Origin of the sequence: Duganella levis (assembly GCF_009857605.1) — a bacterium.
In the GTDB taxonomy this organism is placed as follows: domain Bacteria; phylum Pseudomonadota; class Gammaproteobacteria; order Burkholderiales; family Burkholderiaceae_D; genus Rugamonas; species Rugamonas levis.
This window is the reverse complement of record NZ_WWCT01000003.1, coordinates 24,789-42,641: the sequence shown is the minus strand read 5'-3', so window position 1 is coordinate 42,641 and position 17,853 is coordinate 24,789. Positions and strand designations below refer to the sequence as shown.

Annotated in this window: 19 protein-coding genes; 16 read left to right on the top strand and 3 right to left on the bottom strand. The window is 61.3% G+C overall.

Annotation, left to right across the window (positions count from 1 at the left end):
• The first annotated feature begins 52 nt into the window (after positions 1-52).
• The 7 genes from GTP69_RS05375 (at position 53) to GTP69_RS05345 (ending at position 8,075) form a co-directional block, all read left to right on the top strand.
• Positions 53-685 (top strand): helix-turn-helix transcriptional regulator, encoded by a 633-nt coding sequence (locus GTP69_RS05375; protein ID WP_161053920.1) that lies wholly within the window; start codon positions 53-55, stop codon positions 683-685.
• 81 nt (positions 686-766) lie between these two features.
• Positions 767-1,189, top strand: a complete 423-nt coding sequence (locus tag GTP69_RS05370) for a hypothetical protein (RefSeq protein ID WP_161053919.1) — start codon at positions 767-769, stop codon at positions 1,187-1,189.
• 71 nt (positions 1,190-1,260) lie between these two features.
• Positions 1,261-3,870 (top strand): alanine--tRNA ligase, encoded by a 2,610-nt coding sequence (alaS, locus tag GTP69_RS05365; RefSeq protein WP_161053918.1) that lies wholly within the window; start codon positions 1,261-1,263, stop codon positions 3,868-3,870.
• Between the two features lie 212 nt (positions 3,871-4,082).
• Positions 4,083-4,340 carry a sulfurtransferase TusA family protein gene (locus GTP69_RS05360; RefSeq protein ID WP_110846936.1) on the top strand — a complete coding sequence of 86 codons (258 nt, stop codon included), beginning with the start codon at positions 4,083-4,085 and terminating at the stop codon, positions 4,338-4,340.
• Positions 4,341-4,513: 173 nt separating this feature from the next.
• The gene (locus GTP69_RS05355) at positions 4,514-5,263 is read left to right on the top strand and encodes an electron transfer flavoprotein subunit beta/FixA family protein (protein ID WP_110846935.1); all 750 of its coding nucleotides are present in this window, start codon (positions 4,514-4,516) and stop codon (positions 5,261-5,263) included.
• Positions 5,264-5,275: 12 nt separating this feature from the next.
• On the top strand, positions 5,276-6,208 hold the full coding sequence (locus GTP69_RS05350; RefSeq protein ID WP_161053917.1) for an electron transfer flavoprotein subunit alpha/FixB family protein: 933 nt from the start codon (positions 5,276-5,278) through the stop codon (positions 6,206-6,208).
• Between the two features lie 76 nt (positions 6,209-6,284).
• A complete protein-coding gene (locus tag GTP69_RS05345; RefSeq protein ID WP_161053916.1) occupies positions 6,285-8,075 on the top strand; it encodes an acyl-CoA dehydrogenase C-terminal domain-containing protein in 1,791 nt (596 codons plus the stop codon).
• A gap of 77 nt (positions 8,076-8,152) precedes the next feature.
• Here the strand turns inward: GTP69_RS05345 and GTP69_RS05340 are convergent, their stop codons facing one another.
• The gene (locus GTP69_RS05340; RefSeq protein ID WP_161053915.1) at positions 8,153-8,740 is read right to left on the bottom strand and encodes an outer membrane lipoprotein; all 588 of its coding nucleotides are present in this window, start codon (positions 8,738-8,740) and stop codon (positions 8,153-8,155) included.
• Positions 8,741-8,818: 78 nt separating this feature from the next.
• Here GTP69_RS05340 and GTP69_RS05335 point away from each other — a divergent pair, with 78 nt between their 5' ends.
• The gene (locus GTP69_RS05335; protein ID WP_161053914.1) at positions 8,819-9,037 is read left to right on the top strand and encodes a hypothetical protein; all 219 of its coding nucleotides are present in this window, start codon (positions 8,819-8,821) and stop codon (positions 9,035-9,037) included.
• Here GTP69_RS05335 and panE read toward each other — a convergent pair.
• Positions 9,020-9,964: a 2-dehydropantoate 2-reductase gene (gene panE / locus GTP69_RS05330; RefSeq protein ID WP_161053913.1), complete on the bottom strand. Its 945-nt coding sequence runs from the start codon at positions 9,962-9,964 to the stop codon at positions 9,020-9,022. The two genes, GTP69_RS05335 and panE, sit on opposite strands and share 18 nt — an antisense overlap.
• A 27-nt stretch (positions 9,965-9,991) precedes the next feature.
• Positions 9,992-10,420: an NINE protein gene (locus GTP69_RS05325; RefSeq protein WP_161053912.1), complete on the bottom strand. Its 429-nt coding sequence runs from the start codon at positions 10,418-10,420 to the stop codon at positions 9,992-9,994.
• Between the two features lie 221 nt (positions 10,421-10,641).
• Between GTP69_RS05325 and rpsP the strand changes: the two genes are divergently transcribed.
• The 8 genes from rpsP (at position 10,642) to GTP69_RS05285 (ending at position 17,852) form a co-directional block, all read left to right on the top strand.
• Positions 10,642-10,890 carry a 30S ribosomal protein S16 gene (gene rpsP / locus GTP69_RS05320; RefSeq protein WP_072787273.1) on the top strand — a complete coding sequence of 83 codons (249 nt, stop codon included), beginning with the start codon at positions 10,642-10,644 and terminating at the stop codon, positions 10,888-10,890.
• A gap of 18 nt (positions 10,891-10,908) precedes the next feature.
• On the top strand, positions 10,909-11,472 hold the full coding sequence (rimM, locus tag GTP69_RS05315; RefSeq protein WP_161053911.1) for a ribosome maturation factor RimM: 564 nt from the start codon (positions 10,909-10,911) through the stop codon (positions 11,470-11,472).
• Between the two features lie 29 nt (positions 11,473-11,501).
• Positions 11,502-12,248: a tRNA (guanosine(37)-N1)-methyltransferase TrmD gene (gene trmD / locus GTP69_RS05310; RefSeq protein WP_110846927.1), complete on the top strand. Its 747-nt coding sequence runs from the start codon at positions 11,502-11,504 to the stop codon at positions 12,246-12,248.
• Between the two features lie 87 nt (positions 12,249-12,335).
• Positions 12,336-12,719, top strand: a complete 384-nt coding sequence (gene rplS, locus GTP69_RS05305) for a 50S ribosomal protein L19 (RefSeq protein ID WP_161053910.1) — start codon at positions 12,336-12,338, stop codon at positions 12,717-12,719.
• Positions 12,720-12,801: 82 nt separating this feature from the next.
• On the top strand, positions 12,802-13,473 hold the full coding sequence (locus GTP69_RS05300) for a CoA pyrophosphatase (RefSeq protein WP_161053909.1): 672 nt from the start codon (positions 12,802-12,804) through the stop codon (positions 13,471-13,473).
• A 53-nt stretch (positions 13,474-13,526) separates the two neighbouring features.
• On the top strand, positions 13,527-14,492 hold the full coding sequence (locus GTP69_RS05295; RefSeq protein ID WP_110846924.1) for a CobD/CbiB family protein: 966 nt from the start codon (positions 13,527-13,529) through the stop codon (positions 14,490-14,492).
• Positions 14,493-14,656: 164 nt separating this feature from the next.
• Positions 14,657-14,986, top strand: coding sequence for a DUF3579 domain-containing protein (locus tag GTP69_RS05290; RefSeq protein WP_161053908.1), 330 nt, complete (start codon positions 14,657-14,659; stop codon positions 14,984-14,986).
• A gap of 88 nt (positions 14,987-15,074) precedes the next feature.
• Positions 15,075-17,852, top strand: coding sequence for a M16 family metallopeptidase (locus tag GTP69_RS05285; protein ID WP_161053907.1), 2,778 nt, complete (start codon positions 15,075-15,077; stop codon positions 17,850-17,852).
• Position 17,853 lies beyond the last annotated feature (1 nt).

Here is a 17,853-nt window from a genome sequence, read left to right as displayed (position 1 = left end):
TATTCTGACGATCGGCCTCTAAGCTGATTCCAGAATTATCGAAGGGGAGCACATGCAGCTGGCGCTAACGTCCTATGCGGTTGCCACCTATCTGGACGCCGCCTTGAATCACATGGACATTGCGGTGTTCCTGGTCGATGCGGAGTTGCGCCTGTTGCATGCCAACGCCGCCGCCGGCGCGCTGCTGGAACGTGATACGGCATTGCGTCTGCACGGCGACAAGCTGTTGCAGGACGCCGTCTGCGGCGACAAGTCGCTGGCGCAGCTGGTCGCCGCCGTGCTCGCTTCTCCACACGATACAGCCAATCTGCATGCCCTCAGTTTACCGCGTCGCAATCGCCAGCCGCTGCTGCTGACGGTGGTGCCGTTTTTGCCGCCCGAAGAGCTGGCCGCGCTGCCGGCTTGCGCGATTGTGATGGCCGGCGACCCCGAGGCGCACCGCCTGCCGCGCCAGCTGTTGATGCAGCTGTTCGACCTCACGCCAGCCGAGGCCGGCGTGGCGCAGGCGCTGGCGCATGGCGAAGCGCTGGAAGACATCGCGGCCTCGCTCGACATCAGTCTGCACACCGTCAAGACCCATCTGCAAAAGCTGTTCCGCAAGACCGGCACGCGCCGCCAGGGGGAGCTGGTGTCGATGCTGCATGGCGTGCCGGCCGCATCGTTGCGTGCTCAATCGTTCGAGTGATGTATCTGCGGTTATCGCTGTCTAGACTTGTGACACGCTGCCGGCTGGCGGTGTGAAATCAACAAGACAGGGAGTGGGAAAATGAAAATTCAATGGCTGTTGGGTTTGGCGCTGTGCGCCACCATGGGCGCGCAAGCGCAGCAAGGCGATGAGAGCGTCACCGTGCCGGCGCCGCGCCTGAGCATCGATCTGCCGGACCACCGTTATCACATGGACGACTGGCAAATGCGCCAATTCCGCGGATCTTATACGCTTGATAACGGCCAGACGCTGCACCTGCGCGGCGGCGGCACCGCGGTGTACGGTGAAATCGACGAGCTGGGGCCGCACCGCATGGTGGCCATCCGGCCCAACACCTTTGTGGCGCTGGACCGCAAGCTGCAGGTGCGGATCGACTTCGATCAGAACGATGAGGCCGGCGGCGAGGTGCTGATGGCCGTGCCGCAACGGAACCTCGCCAGCGGGGAAATCACCGAGCAGGTGGTGAGGCTGGCGACGCGTTAGTTGGGGGAAGTACGGGCTGGCTGTGGCATAATCCTTCTTTTGCACCAGCCAGCTATTTACCCTATAACGACATGAAATCATCTGAAATCCGCGAGAAGTTCCTCAAATTTTTCGAATCTAAGGGTCATACCATTGTCCGGTCCAGCCCGCTGGTGCCAGGCAATGACCCAACCATGCTGTTGACCAATTCCGGCATGGTGCAGTTCAAGGACGTGTTCCTGGGCCTGGACAGCCGCCCGTACTCGCGCGCCACCAGCGTGCAGCGCTGCGTGCGCGCCGGCGGCAAGCACAATGACCTGGAAAACGTCGGCTACACCGCGCGTCACCACACCTTCTTCGAAATGCTGGGCAATTTCAGCTTCGGCGACTACTTCAAGCGCGACGCCATCAACTACGCCTGGGAACTGCTGACCAAGGTCTACCAGCTGCCGGCCGACAAGCTGACCGTCACCGTCTACTTTGAAGATGACGAAGCCTACGACATCTGGGCCAATGAAATCGGCGTGCCGAAAGAGCGCATCATCCGCATCGGCGACAACAAGGGTTCTCGCTACGCGTCGGACAACTTCTGGCAGATGGCCGACGTCGGCCCATGCGGCCCATGCACCGAGATCTTCTACGACCACGGCGCCGATATCTGGGGCGGTCCTCCGGGCTCGGCCGAAGAAGACGGCGACCGCTTTATCGAAATCTGGAACCTGGTGTTCATGCAGTTCAACCGCGACGAAGCGGGCGTGATGCACAAGCTGCCGAAGCCATGCGTGGATACCGGCATGGGCATGGAGCGCCTGGCCGCCGTGCTGCAACACGTGCATTCGAACTACGAGATCGACCTGTTCCAGAACCTGATCAAGGCCGCCGCGCGCGAAACCGGCGCCACCGATCTGGAATCGAAATCGCTGCGCGTGATCGCCGACCACATCCGCGCCGCGTCGTTCCTGATCGTTGACGGCATCATTCCTGGCGCCGAAGGCCACGGCTACGTCCTGCGCCGCATCATCCGCCGCGCGCTGCGTCACGGCCACAAGCTGGGCCAGACCAAGCCATTCTTCTACAAGCTGGTGGAAGACCTGGACATCGAGATGGGCACCGCCTATCCGGAGCTGAAAGAAGCCAAGGCGCGCGTTGCCGCCACGCTGAAAGCGGAAGAAGAGCGCTTCGGCGAAACGCTGGAAAACGGCATGAAGATCCTGGAAGCCCAGCTGGCCAAGGATCCAAGCAAGCTGGACGGCGCAACCGCCTTCACCTTGTACGACACCTACGGCTTCCCGCTGGACCTGACCGCCGACATCTGCCGCGAACGCAACATCACGCTGGATGAAGACGGCTTCAACGCCGCGATGGAACAGCAGAAGAAAACCGCGCGCGCCGCCGGCAAGTTCAAGATGGCCGCCAACGTTGAGTATTCGGGCGAAAAAACCAAGTTCATCGGTTACGACGACCTGAGCGCGGACGCCAAAGTGATCGCCCTGTACGCCAACGGCGCGCCGGTGCAGGAACTGAAGGCAGGCGAGCAGGGCATCGTGGTGCTGGACACCACGCCGTTCTATGCCGAATCCGGCGGCCAGGTCGGCGACCAGGGCGAGATCAAGGCCGCGACCGGCCTGTTCACGGTGGAAGACACGCTGAAGATCCAGGCCGACGTGTTCGGCCAGCACGGCGTGCTGACCCAGGGCTCGCTGAAAGTGGGCGAGATCGTCGCCGCGCAAGTGGACCTGCACAAGCGTGGCCGCACCATCCGCAACCACTCGGCGACCCACCTGATGCACAAAGCCCTGCGCGAAGTGCTGGGTTCGCACGTGGCGCAAAAAGGTTCGCTGGTTGATCCGGACAAAACCCGTTTCGACTTCAGCCACAACGCGCCGCTGACCGCTGAGCAGATCGCTGAAGTGGAAGCCAAGGTCAACAAAGAGATCCTGGAAAACCACGCCACCAAGGCGCAGCACATGTCGTTCGACGACGCGGTCAAGCATGGCGCGATGGCGCTGTTCGGCGAGAAGTACGGCGACGAAGTGCGCGTGCTGGACATCGGCACCTCGAAAGAGCTGTGCGGTGGTGTGCACGTGCAGCGCACCGGCGATATCGGCCTGTTCAAGATCATCGCGGAAGGCGGCGTCGCTGCCGGCATCCGTCGCGTGGAAGCCGTGACCGGCGAAGGCGCGCTGGCGCTGGTGCAGGGCATGGCCCGCAAGCTGAACGAAGCGGCCTCGGCGCTGAAATCGAATCCGGACGAACTGATCGTCAAGATCGGCGCCGTGCAGGATCAGGTGAAATCGCTGGAGAAAGAACTGGCGGCACTGAAGTCCAAGCTGGCTGCCGGCCAGGGCGACGAGCTGGCTGCGCAAGCGGTCGACGTCAAGGGCATCAAGGTGCTGGCGGCCACGCTGGACGGCGCCGATGTGACCGGCCTGCGCGAGACCATGGACAAGCTGAAGGACAAGCTGAAGACCGCTGCCATCGTGCTGGCTTCGGTTAACGACGGCAAGGTCAGCCTGATCGCCGGCGTGACCGCCGACACCACCTCGAAGGTCAAGGCCGGTGAGCTGGTCAACTTTGTTGCACAACAAGTGGGCGGCAAAGGCGGCGGACGCCCTGATATGGCGCAAGCCGGCGGCACCGATCCAACTGGTCTGCCAGGTGCGCTGGCAGGCGTAGCGGAGTGGATCGGCTCCCGTCTGTAAAGTCGATAATCCAGCTGTAAAGCTGTGTTAATGCGGCCTGCGTGCGACTTGGTGTCGCAAGCAGGCCGTTGTCGTATGGGGCGGACTGTTGTATACTTTCCAGCTTGCGTTGCGAACTTGCAACGTACAACGAACTATTTTGGTGCAGCGCGTCATCCCCTCTAAAAAGGAGTAGTATGACGACACCTCCCCACAAACGAGCGGGTTTCTTGATGAGCGAAACAATACTAGAAAACGATACCATCGAATTCCACAAGGAGTTGGATGCGCGCGGTCTGAACTGTCCGCTGCCGATTCTGAAGGCCAAGAAAGCCCTTTCGGAACTACAGAGCGGTGAAGTGCTGCGCATCATGGCGACCGATCCTGGCTCGGTGCGTGATTTCCAGGCTTTCAGTAAACAAACCGGTAACACCCTGTTGTCGCACGTCCAAACTGGCCGTGAGTTTGTCTTTTTGATGCAGCGCAAATAACAGCCGCTGCATTTTCTCCCCAAGAATTTCGTCTGGAAGATTTATTTTTTAGACGATTTCTACTAGCGAAAAATAGCACGATCGTGCTTTGATTTCTTGTGCGGGGCAGATTTCTCATATAATCTAGCCCACATTATTTAGTCCCGAATTCATCTTTTCCCAAAGGCACAGCTATGAAAGTCTTGGTACCCGTCAAACGTGTGGTCGACTACAACGTCAAGGTGCGTGTGAAGTCCGACGGCACCGGCGTTGATATCGCCAACGTCAAAATGTCGATGAACCCGTTCGACGAGATCGCGGTGGAAGAAGCGACCCGCCTGAAAGAATCCGGCAAAGTCACCGAAGTGGTGGCCGTGTCCGCTGGCGTGACCCAGTGCCAGGAAACCCTGCGCACCGCGATGGCGATCGGCGCCGACCGCGGCATCCTGGTGGAAACCACCGCCGAACTGGAACCGCTGGCCGTGGCCAAGCTGCTGAAAGCGCTGGCCGACAAAGAGCAGCCGCAGCTGATCATCCTGGGCAAGCAAGCGATCGACGACGATTCCAACCAGACCGGCCAGATGCTGGCTGCGCTGCTGGGCTGGCCGCAAGCGACCTTCGCCTCGAAAATCACGCTGGAAGACGGCAAAGTCACCGTTACCCGCGAAGTGGACGGCGGCCTGGAAACCCTGGCGCTGACCCTGCCGGCCATCGTCACCACCGACCTGCGCCTGAACGAGCCGCGCTATGTGACGCTGCCGAACATCATGAAAGCGAAGAAGAAACCGCTGGATGTCACCAAGCCGGAAGACCTGGGCGTCGATGTGACCCCGCGTCTGAAAACCGTGAAAGTCGCCGAGCCTGCGAAACGCTCCGCCGGTATCATTGTCCCGGACGTTGCTACCCTGGTCGCCAAGCTGCGCACCGAAGCTAAAGTTATCTAAAGGAATCTGAACATGGTCGCATTAGTTATCGCAGAACACGACAACGCCAGCCTGAAGGCCAGCACCCTGCACACCGTGACCGCAGCGGCGCAAGCCGGCGGCGATGTGCACATCCTGGTGGCCGGTTCCAACGCGGGCGCCGTGGCAACCGCCGCTGCCGCCGTGGCCGGCGTGTCGAAAGTGATTCACGCCGACGCCGCGCACTTCGCCGACGGCCTGGCTGAAAACGTCGCCGAACAGGCATTGGCTATCGCTGCTGCGTACAGCCACATCCTGGCGCCAGCCACCGCTTACGGCAAGAACATCCTGCCACGCGTGGCCGCCAAGCTGGACGTGGCGCAGATTTCGGAAATCACCAAAGTGGATGCACCGGACACCTTCGAGCGTCCGGTCTACGCCGGTAACGCCATCGCTACCGTGCAATCGAACGACAAAGTCAAAGTCATCACCGTGCGTTCGACCGGTTTCGACGCTGCTGCCGCTAGCGGCGGTTCGGCTGCGGTGGAAACCGTGACGGCCGTTGCCGATTCGGGCAAATCGTCGTTCGTCAGCCGTGAAGTGGCCAAGTCGGATCGTCCAGATCTGACCGCCGCCAAGATCATCGTATCCGGTGGCCGCGGCATGGGTTCGGGCGAAGCCTTCAAGATTCTGGAACCGCTGGCAGACAAGCTGAACGCCGCCATGGGCGCCTCGCGCGCTGCGGTCGACGCCGGCTTCGTGCCGAACGACTGGCAAGTCGGCCAGACCGGCAAGATCGTTGCGCCTAACCTGTACATCGCGGTCGGTATCTCCGGCGCGATCCAGCATTTGGCCGGTATGAAAGACTCGAAAACCATCGTCGCCATCAATAAAGATCCGGAAGCGCCGATCTTCTCCGTTGCCGACTACGGCATCGTAGGCGACCTGTTCGACGTCGTGCCACAACTGGTAGCTGAACTGGGCTAACGCCACGTAAAGTACCCCTGAGGCCACGCTGATCCGGAACGCCGGATTGCCGTGGCCTTTTTCTTGGAGAGACGAGATGCCATACCAACCACCCATCAAAGACATGCTGTTCGTGATGAACGAACTGGCCAACCTGCAAGCGGTCAGCGAACTGCCAGGCTGTGAAGACGCCACCCCGGAAACCGCCGAAGCCGTGCTGGAAGAAAGCGCGAAATTCGTCGCTGCCGAAATCGCCCCGCTGAACCACGCGGCCGACAAGGAACCGAGCTACTGGACCAAGGACGGCGTGATCACGTCCAAGGGCTTCAAGGAAGCCTTCCGCCAGTTCGCCGACGCCGGCTGGCAAGGCCTGCAGCACCCGACCGACTTCGGCGGCCAGGGTCTGCCGAAACTGGTCGGCACGCCATGCGTGGAAATGCTGCACGGCGCGAACATCTCGTTCGCCCTGTGCCCGCTGCTGTCGGACGGCGCGATTGAAGCGCTGCTGACGGCCGGCAGCGACGAACAGAAAGCCATTTATCTGGAAAACCTGGTGACCGGCAAATGGACCGGCACCATGAACCTGACCGAGCCGCAAGCCGGCTCCGACCTGGCCGCCGTGCGTACCCGCGCCGAGCCGCAGGGCGATGGCACCTACAAAGTGTTCGGCACCAAGATCTTCATCACGTATGGCGATCACGACATGACCGACAACATCGTCCACCTGGTGCTGGCGCGCACGCCGGATGCGCCTCCAGGCGTGAAGGGCATCTCGCTGTTCATCGTGCCGAAGTTCCTGGTCAACGCCGACGGTTCGCTAGGCGCGCGCAATGATGCGCATTGCGTGTCGATCGAGCACAAGCTGGGCATCAAGGCCAGCCCGACTGCGGTGCTGCAATTCGGCGACAACGGCGGCGCCATCGGCACGCTGGTGGGCGAAGAGAATCGCGGCCTGGAATACATGTTCATCATGATGAATGCGGCGCGCTTTGGCGTCGGCCTGCAAGGCATCGGCCTGTCGGAACATGCGTACCAGCACGCGCTGGCGTATGCCAAGGACCGCGTGCAATCGCGTGACCTGACTGGTTCGCCGTCCGGCGTGGCCATCATCCATCATCCGGATGTGCGCCGCTTGCTGATGAATATGCGTTCGCAGACCGAGGCGGCGCGCGCGCTGGCCTATGTTGGCGCTTCGCTGTACGACCAGGCGCACCACGGCGCCGATGCCGAGGCGCGCGCGCACAACCAGGCGGTGTACGAGTACCTGGTGCCGATCATCAAGGGCTGGTCGACCGAGTTGTCGCAGGACGTGACGCGCGATGGTGTGCAGATCCATGGCGGCATGGGCTTCATCGAAGAAACCGGCGCGGCGCAGCACTATCGCGACGCCAAGATCCTGACCATCTACGAAGGCACGACGGCGATTCAGGCCAACGACCTGATCGGCCGCAAGACCGTGCGCGACGGCGGCAAGATCGCCAAGGGACTGATCGCGCAAGTGCGCGCCACCGAAGCGGAACTGGCCAAGCTGGACGGCGCCGATTTCGCCGCGATCCGCAAGCATCTGGCGCAGGGCGCGACCGAGCTGGAAGCGGTGGTGGAGTACGTGGTGGCCAACATCAAGTCCGACATCAAGGGCGTATTTGCTGGCAGCGTGCCGTACCTGAAGCTGGCCGGCATCGTGCTGGGCGGCTGGCAGATGGCGCGCGCGGCGCTGGTGTCGCAGCAGAAGCTGAACGCCGGCGATGGCGACGCCAGCTTCTACAAAGCCAAGATCGCCACCGCGCGTTTCTTCGCTGACCACTTCCTGTCGCAAGCAGCGGGCATCCGCAGCTCGATCACCGACGGCAGCGCCGGCGTACTGGCGCTGGACATCGAGCAGTTCTAAGCGCTCTTTCGTGACCGCCATCGCTTCCGGTGGCGGTCACGGAACTTACCATGATTTAAATTAACGCCGCTCAGCGATTAGCGGCGGACGAGGGTGCCGTTGGCGTTTTGCACGCGGTCGCCGCTCAGCATTTTTGGATCGTGGTCGAAGTTGAAGGCGGCTTGACGGCCGTCGTCGTATTTGACGTGCACGGTCCACAGTTTGCTGGATTTGGCTTTCTCTTCAATCTTCTTGCCGGCATAGGCGCCGCCGGCGGCGCCCGCTACGGTGGCCAATTGACGGCCGTGGCCGCTGCCGACCTGGTTGCCCAGCAGGGCGCCGGCCACGCCGCCGGCGATCAGGCCCAGCGCGCTGCCTTCGCCGGATTTTTCACCCACTACGATGGACGTCACCTTGCCGCAGTCATGGCAGGCGCCCGGCTTGCCTGCGTTCTTGTATTGGTCGCGCGCTTGCGCCATGGCCCTGTCGTATTCGGTCTTGGAATCGCGCAGGCATTGCATGCGCTGGCTGGAATCGCGCTCGTCGCCGCACAGTTTCTTGTCGTCTGCATAGCGGGTGGCGATGCGTTTAGTGTCGGAATCGAAATGTTCCTTGGGGCTTTGTGCCTGGGCGGTATTGGACAGGGCGGCCAGCAGCAGGGCGGCCATCAGGGTGCGTTGGGTCATGTTGTTCTCCTTTTTTGGTGCTGATTGAATCTGATACGGTATTGCGTGCGTACAAGCTGTATTCTTAGTGAGGTCAGCATGAAACGAATCACCATCCATCCTGCACGCGTCGACCGCGAAGCGTATGCCATCGATCGTATGAGTCAGGCCGCGCAGCGCTTGCTACAAGCCAGTACCATAGCCGATGAAATCCGCGCTGGCCAGTGGGTGCTGGCCTGGGCGGTGGCGGCCGGCGCGCGTCCTTCGGCGCGTTTGACTGCGGCGTTGAGTCCGATGGTGTCACTCAGCCTTCATTGAGCGCAGCGAGCGTTCGCGCTCACGGCGCGCTTCGTAGGTCTTTAAATTAGCATAGGCGATTTTCAGCGTCGGTGCGGCGTGATGCTGTCCGCGCGCCAGCATGTCGCCGACGATGTGGTCGGCCTCGATCGCGCCGCCGCGTTGCAAATCTTTCAGCATGGATGCGGTGATCGGCGATCCGGCCGCCGTCAGCATGCCGTGGGCGCGTTCGCTTGGATGCTGGCGTGGCGGGAAGCCGTGGCTGGTGGCAATGGCGTTGCATTCTTCCAGCAAGGCCAGCGTGACGTCGGTCTGGCCGGCGGCAACGATGTCGCCGACGCTGCCGCGCAGCAGGCAGGTGGCGCCGGCCAGCGAGGTGATGAAGATCCACTTCTCCCACATCTCCTGGCGGATTTCGCTGCTGGCGCGGGCGTCGAAATTGGCGCCGGCCATGGCGTTTTCAATGGCGGCCACGCGCGCCGAGGTGGTGGCGTCGAGTTCACCGAATACCAGCGCGTGCGTGTCGTTCAGATGCTGGACGTCGCCTTGCTCGTTGAGCGTGGCGGAAATCAGGCACAGGCCGCCCAGCACGCGCTCCTTGCCGAAGCGCGCGGCCAGTCGTTCCAGGTGTGCCATGCCGTTGAGCACGGGCAGGATGGCGGTGTCCGGGCCGACTGCGGCGGCGAAGGATTCCATGGTGGCGTCCAGATCGTAGGCCTTGCAGCCGACGATGATCACGTCATAGTGCTGCGTCAGTTGCTCCGACAGCAGATGCGGCGGCGCCGGTAGCGTCAGGTCACCCTTGGGGCTGCTGATGCGCAATCCATGCTGCGTGAGCTGCGCCGCTCGCCCAGCGCGCACCAGAAACGTCACATCCTGGCCCGCCGCCAGCAAACGCCCGCCAAAATACCCACCCAGCGCTCCAGCGCCGACCACCAGAAATTTCATGATTGAACTCCGCGTATCAAATCGATATTAGCCATAAGCGCCGCCGGTGTAGATCAGGTCGAACAGGCGGGAGAGGGTGGCGATCAGGCCGCCGGCGCCGATCATCATGCTGGCCACCAGCACCACAGCCACCGGCCAGTGCGTGTCCGACTGCCGGCCGGAGCTGGCGTTATGGCGCGCGTCCCATTTGTCGTCGGGCGTTACGCCCATTATCAGCGCTTCCAGGAAACCAACCAGGCCGGAGACGATGATCGGCAGCAGCTTGTAGAAACCGTCCGCCTGCGGCACGATCTGCGCCACCAGCCAGGCCGCCGGCAGGCAAGCCAGATGCGTCCACAACCAAGGATCGCGCCAGCCGCGCAAGTACAAGCGCTGTGCGCCGAGGCCGCCCAGCAGGAAGGCCAGCAAAGCGGCAAGTGTCTTGTTTTTGTGACGGGGCTGGTGCAAAACGGTCATGATTGTCGATCCGATAGCCGGGAATTCAGCAGTATCAGGCATAATACGCCCCCCGGCACGCCTTTTTTACGGGTAAGCCTATTGCCCCGAGTGCCGGAACAAGGGATAATCTTTGATTACCCCAACATGCCCAATTATTTCATTAACGCTTGCTGCCTCGCGGCAAAGCTTGCTATAATTTGCGGCTTTTTCCGTCCTAGCACAAATTTTTTGGAAATATTATGGTCGTTATTCGTTTAGCTCGTGGTGGCGCAAAAAAGCGTCCTTTCTTCAACATCGTTGCAACCGATTCGCGTAATCGTCGCGATGGCCGTTTCATCGAGCGCATTGGTTTCTACAACCCAATGGCTTCGGGTCAAGAAGTAGCCCTGCGCATCACCGAAGACCGTCTGGCTCACTGGCAAGCTGTTGGCGCACAACTGTCGCCAACCGTCGCTCGCCTGGTTGCTCAGAACAAAAAAGCAGCCTAAGCAAGTCTGGTTACCGGTTTGACCGATAAGAATGCATCCGGGGTGCAAATCCCCGACGATCTGGCACAGGTAGGCTTTGTCTTCGGTGCTTACGGCGTTGCAGGCTGGGTAAGGATTCGTCCTTTCTCGGAAGATGCGGATGCACTCCTCAAGGTCAAAACCTGGTGGTTGGATAAGCCGGCGCTGTACGATGTGGAAGTCTTGCAGGTCAAACTGCATGGCGGCGACGTCGTGGCGCGGCTGGTCGGTGTGACTGACCGGAACGTGGCGGAAGCGCTGAAAGGCGCCGCTGTCTTCATTCCGCAAAGCCGCTTCCCGGTCTTGTCCGACGATGAGTTTTACTGGACTGATCTGATCGGTCTGGAAGTAGAGAATCTGCAAGGTGAGCACCTCGGTACGGTGACTGACATGATGAGCAATGGTCCGCAGTCGATCTTGCGCATTACGCCAGCCGCATCCGCAGACGCCAAGCCAGAAGAAGTTGCGGCGCAAGAGCGCCTGATCCCATTTGTCGACGCGTTCATCAACAAGGTGGACAAGGAAGCCAGGAAGATCATTGTCGACTGGGGCCTTGATTACTAAGCCAAGCAAAACATTGAGGGCGGTTCGCCATGCAATTTGATGTCGTAACCCTGTTCCCGGAAATGTTTGCCGCAATTACGCAGTCGGGTGTGACCCGGCGCGCGTTTGAACAGAATAAATGTGGCCTGTCGCTGTGGAATCCGCGTGATTTCACCACCGACAATCACCGTACCGTGGATGACCGCCCCTATGGCGGCGGCCCCGGCATGGTGATGCTGGCCAAACCCCTGGAAGCGACGCTCAACGCGGCGAAGCAACGCCAGACCGATGCCGGTCTGCCCGCGCCCCGCGTCTTGTTCATGTCACCCCAGGGCAAGCAGTTGACGCACGAACGCGTGATGCAGCTCAAGCAGGAACCCGGTCTGGTGATCCTGTGCGGCCGTTACGAAGCAGTGGACCAGCGTTTGCTGGACCGGGTGGTCGATGAAGAAATCAGCCTCGGCGATTTCGTGCTGTCCGGCGGCGAGTTGCCGGCGATGGCCTTGATGGATGCGGTGATCCGCCAGATTCCCGGCGTGTTGAACACCGACGCCTCTGCCATCGAAGACAGCTTCGTCAACGGCTTGCTGGATTCGCCGCACTACACGCGGCCGGAAACGTATGAAGGTGTGGGCGTGCCGCCGGTACTGATGGGCGGCAACCACGCCGAGATAGAAAAATGGCGCCGCCAGCGCATGCTGGAAGCGACCGCGCGCAAGCGACCGGATTTGCTTATCAAAGCGCGTGAGGCAGGACTGCTCACCAAGCGCGACGAGCAATTTTTGGCAGGCCTCTGAGCCTGCTTGTTATAACCCCATCCTCTACTGGGCAAGCGTGGCAACACGCATAGCGCGCCAGCACGATGGTTTATGGAGTCATTAAAAATGAACCTGATTCAACAACTCGAGCAAGAAGAAATCGCTCGTCTGGGCAAAAGCATTCCTGATTTTGCTCCTGGCGATACCGTGATCGTTAACGTTAACGTAGTCGAAGGCACCCGCAAGCGCGCCCAGGCTTACGAAGGCGTGGTCATCTCCCGTCGTAACCGTGGCCTGAACTCGAACTTCATCGTTCGTAAAATCTCGTCCGGCGAAGGCGTTGAGCGTACCTTCCAACTGTACTCCCCGCTGATCGCTTCGATCGAAGTGAAACGCCGCGGTGACGTACGTCGCGCTAAGCTGTACTACCTGCGTGATCGTTCCGGTAAATCGGCACGTATCAAAGAAAAATTGCCAAACCGTCGCCCAGCGGCGAAAGCAGCCGTGTAATATCGGTTGTGTTTGGAAAGGGCGCCCGCAGGCGCCCGATAAAAGGCGCCACTGGCGCCTTTTTGCTTCTAAGGAGTCCCGCATGGCCCAGCCACCTTTCGATCCCCAGCAACTGCCGATAGACGGCATCGCCGGCGAACCCGCCATTTTGCCGGAGCGCCTGGCGCCCGCCTGGCTGCGCAGCCGCTTTGCCGCACCGCCCGCAGTGTGGACGCCGGAAGGCAGCGAACGCGTGCTGCCGGGCCGCGCCGACCGCGCGCCGACGCCGGCTTCGGTGCTGATTCCGCTGGTGCAGCGCGCGCATGGCCTGACGGTGCTGCTGACCCAGCGCAACGCCGACCTGACCGATCATCCGGGCCAGGTCAGCTTTCCCGGCGGCCGCGCCGAAGATTTTGATAGCGACGCCGTCGACACCGCGCTGCGCGAGTCGGAAGAAGAGATCGGCCTGGCGCGCCGCCATGTCGAGATTCTTGGTACGCTGCCCAATTACCTGACCGGCACCGGTTACTGCGTGACGCCGGTGGTGGCGCTGGTGCAGCCGCCGTTCGAGGTGGTGGCCGACCCGTCCGAAGTGGCCGCCATCTTTGAGGTGCCGCTGGCCTTCCTGATGGACGGCGCCAACCACCAGCGCCTGTCGGCCGAGCTGCCGAATGGCCGCCGCAGCTTTTATGCGATGCCGTATGAAGGGTATTACATCTGGGGCGCGACCGCCGGCATGCTCCGCAATCTGTTCCATTTCTTGCGCGCGGAGTAAGAACTAGGCTATCGTAACGGGCATTGAGGCTATGCCCCCGCAAAGGACGTTTAATGACATTTCTTTCCATTTTATGCGCGCTGCTGATCGAGCAGATGAAACCGCTGCGCGCAGACAATCCGATCTACGCCGAAATCAAGAGCCTGGCGTTGCGGATGGAGACCTGGTTCAACGCCGGCCACTCGACCCACGGCCGCATGGGCTGGTTCCTGATGATGGCCATCCTGATGATCCCGACCGCCGCCATCTACTGGGTGCTGCGGCATTACGACTGGTTCCTGGCCGCCTTCGCCTGGAACGTGCTGATCGTCTACCTGACCCTGGGCTTCCGCCACTACAGCCACTATTTCACCTCGATCCAGCTGGCGCTGAATGCCGGCGACGAAGCCGCTGCGCGCGCCTTGCTGGCCGAATGGACCAAGCTGGACACGGTCGGCATGGAAGTCTCGGAAATCGCCCGTATCGCCGTCGAGAAGTCGCTGGTGACCACGCACCGCAATGTGTTCGGCGTGTTCTTCTGGTTCCTGATGCCGCTCGGCCCGGCAGGGGCGGTGATGTACCGCGTGGCCGAACACCTGGCGCGCGCCTGGAACGAGCCTGAGCACATGCGCAACGAAGCCTTCGGCCAGTTCGCCTCGCGCGCGTTCTACTGGATCGACTGGATTCCGGTGCGCCTGACCGCCGTCGCCTTCGCCGTGGTCGGTAACTTCGAGGATGCCATTTACGCCTGGCGCAATTTCGCCCATCGCTGGTCCAACGAGGCGATCGGCATCATCCTGTCGGCCGGTGGCGGCGCCATGGGCGTGCGCCTCGGCACGCCGGCGGAAAACGCCGTCAAGGCGCAAATGGTGGACGCCACCACGGTCGATATCGAGATCGAACCGGACGTGATGCCGGGCGACGAGCCGAATATCCGCTCGCTGCAAAGCACCGTCGGCCTGGTGTGGCGCGCACTGTTGTTGTGGATGATGCTGTTATTGCTGTTGTCGAGCGCATGGTGGCTCGGAGCATCGCCTTAACGGGTACAATAGCGGTATTGCTCTGGTGCAGGAATTAACCATTTCTGCACCAAAGTAGGAAGTATCAGGAAAAAGTCCTTACGTATCAAGGTCTTACTTATTTAGGTCTTCTATAAGATATAATACGTAAGTCCCTTCCTCTCTACGCAGAAGCAGCCGCGCCTATGTCAGTTCAAAAACCGGCAGAACAGCAAGATTCGTTCTTCATCGTTGGCCAGACCAGTAATGGCCGCCAGTTCCGTCCCAGCGACTGGGCTGAGCGCCTGTGCGGCGTGATGGCCTGTTTCAAGCCGGAAGGCACCGGCGGCGGCCGCGATTCCCACCTGCAGTTTTCCCCATATGTGACCCCGACCGTGGTCAACGGCGTCAAGTCTGTCGTGGTCAACGGCAAGCTGCGCGACCTGGAGCCGCTGGCCTATCACTTCGTCCTCTCATTCGCCAAGGATAACGACCTGCAAGTGGTCGATGCCTGCCTGGTTCCTGAGAAAAAATAAACGCAGAGTTAATTTTTCCTTAAGGTACTACCCACGCCGACGGCAGCGGCGTATGCTGCTCGTTCCTATGTTTTTTCTCTGAGAGACTATGAACAACAGCCGTCTGAAACACGTCGCCGCCGCCAGCCTTCTGCTGTGCGGAATGTCCTTCGTTGCCACCGGAACCGCCTGGGCCGCCGCTGCTCCTGCCGCCGCCCCATTGCCGGCCGGCGTGGTCAAGGGACCGTCAGTCGAAGGCATTACCGAGTACCGGTTGCCGAATGGCCTGAAGGTGCTGTTGTTCCCGGATGCTTCCAAGCCCACCGTCACCGTCAACGTCACCTATCTGGTCGGCTCGCGCCACGAGAACTATGGTGAAACCGGCATGGCGCACTTGCTGGAACACCTGATGTTCAAAGGCTCGCCGAAGAACAAGAACATCCCGCAGGAATTCGCCGCGCGCGGCATGGAATTCAACGGCACCACCGCCAACGACCGCACCAACTATTACGAAGTGTTCCAGGCCAGTCCTGAGAACCTGAAATGGGCGCTGGATATGGAAGCCGACCGCATGGTCCATTCCTACATCGCGCGCAAGGATCTGGATTCGGAAATGACCGTGGTCCGCAACGAATACGAGAGCGGCGAGAACAGCCCGTTCGCGGTGCTGCTGAAGCGCATGCAGAGCGTGGCCTACGACTGGCATAGCTACGGCCGTTCCACCATCGGCAACCGCAGCGACATCGAGAACGTCAAGATCGAGAACCTGCAAGGCTTCTATCACACCTACTACCAGCCGGATAACGCGGTGCTGCTGGTGGCCGGCAAATTCGATCCGGCGCAAACGCTGCAATGGATTACCAAATCGTTCGGCGCCATCCCAAAACCGAAACGCGCGCTGCCGCCTTTCTGGACCGTCGAGCCAACCCAGGATGGTGAGCGCAGCTTCATCGTGCGCCGCAAGGGCGACGTGCAGATCGTCGCGCTGGGCTACAAGATTCCGAGCGCGCTGCAGCAGGATAGCGATGCGCTGAGCTTCATGTCCGAGATCCTCGGCGATACGCCGACCGGTCGCCTGCACAAGCAGCTGGTGGAAAGCGGCAAAGCGGCGCAGGTGTTCAGCTTCGGCGAGACTGGCTATGCGCCTGGCCTGCAAATCATCGGTGCGGTGGTCAAGGCCGGCCAGCCGCTGGAACCGGTGCGCGATGCGCTGATCGAGGCGGTGGAGAGTTTCGCCAAGACGCCGCCGACCGAAGAGGAAATGGAACGTACCCGCCGCAACTTCGCCAACAGCATCGAGAAGTCGTTGAACAATCCGCAGCGCGTGGGCGTGACGCTGTCGGAAGAAATTTCGCTGGGCGACTGGCGTCTGCTGTTCCAGGGCCGCGACAAGCTGCCGAGCATCACCTCCAAGGAAGTGGCCGATGTCGCCGCCCGCTACCTGAAGCGCGATAACCGCGTGGTGGGGGAGTTCATCCCGGAAGACAATCCGCAGCGCGCCGAGATCCCGGCCGCACCGGGCGTGGAAGAGGCGATGAAAGGCTTCAAGGCCAAAGAGAATGTGCTGACGTCGGAAGTCTTCGACCCGACCAACGACAACATCAACGCCCGCACCGAAATCAAAACCATCGGCGGCTTGAAAGTGGCGCTGCTGCCGAAGAAGAACCGCGGCGAGACGGTGGCCGTCACACTGCAGCTGAACTGGGGCGACGAGAAAAACCTGGTCAACACCTCGGTGGTATCGGCCTTCACCAGCCAGATGCTGATGCGCGGCACCAGCAAATACAGCCGCGAACAGTTGGCCGACGCTTTCTCCAAGCTGAAGATCACCGGCAGCCCGCAGCGCTTCGAGACCACCGGTCCTAACCTGGATGAGGCGCTGCGTCTGGCGGCGCATGTGCTGAAAGAGCCGAGCTTCTCGCCGGCGGAATTCGAGCAGTTGCGCCAGCAGTGGATCGTCGGCCTGGAGGCGTCGCGCAGCGAGCCGCAAGTGCTGGCCAGCCAAGCCATCGAGCAGCACTTTAACCACTATCCGCAAGGCGACGTGCGCAACTCGATGAGCATCGACGAGCAACTGGCCGCGCTGAAAGCGATCAAGCTGGAAGACGTGATTGCCTTCCACCGCGATTACTACGGCGCCAGCCACGGCGAACTGGCCATCGTCGGCGATTTCGACAAGGCTGCGGTCAGCAAGACCATCGCCGACAACTTCACCGGCTGGAACAGCAAGGCGTCGTATGCGCCGGTGCTGAGCACCAATGTGGAGAAGGCGCCGTTGCATGTGATGCTGAATGCGCCGGACAAGGAAAACGGCTTCTACACCGCGCGCCTGAACGTGGACCTGAACTCCAACGACGCGGATTATCCGGCGCTGGAACTGGCCAACTACATGTTCGGCGGTGGCGGCCTGAAATCGCGTCTGATGGACCGCATTCGCCAGAAGGACGGCTTGTCCTATGGCGGTGGCAGCGACCTGCGTCCGGGTTCGCTGGACCGTGCCGGCAGCTTCTCCGTCGCCGCCATCGCCGCGCCGCAGAACCTGAAGAAGCTGGAAGCCGCGATCCGCGAAGAACTGGACCGCGTGCTGAAGGATGGCTTCACCGAGGCGGAGCTGGTCAATGCCAAATCGGGCCTGCTGCAAATGCGTCAGCAGAACCGCGCCAAGGATACCTCGCTGGCCGGCGGCTGGGCGCGCAACCTGTACTTGGGCCGTACCTTCGCCTGGAGCAAAGAGTTTGAAGCCAAGCTGAATGCGGCCACGCTGGCGCAGGTCAACGCGGCCTTCCGCAAGGCGGTCGATCCGGCCAAGCTGTCGGTCGCGATGTCGGGCGACGAGGCCAAGGCGGCGGCACCTGCTGCTGCTCCGGCTCCTGCTGCGGCGAAGTAAG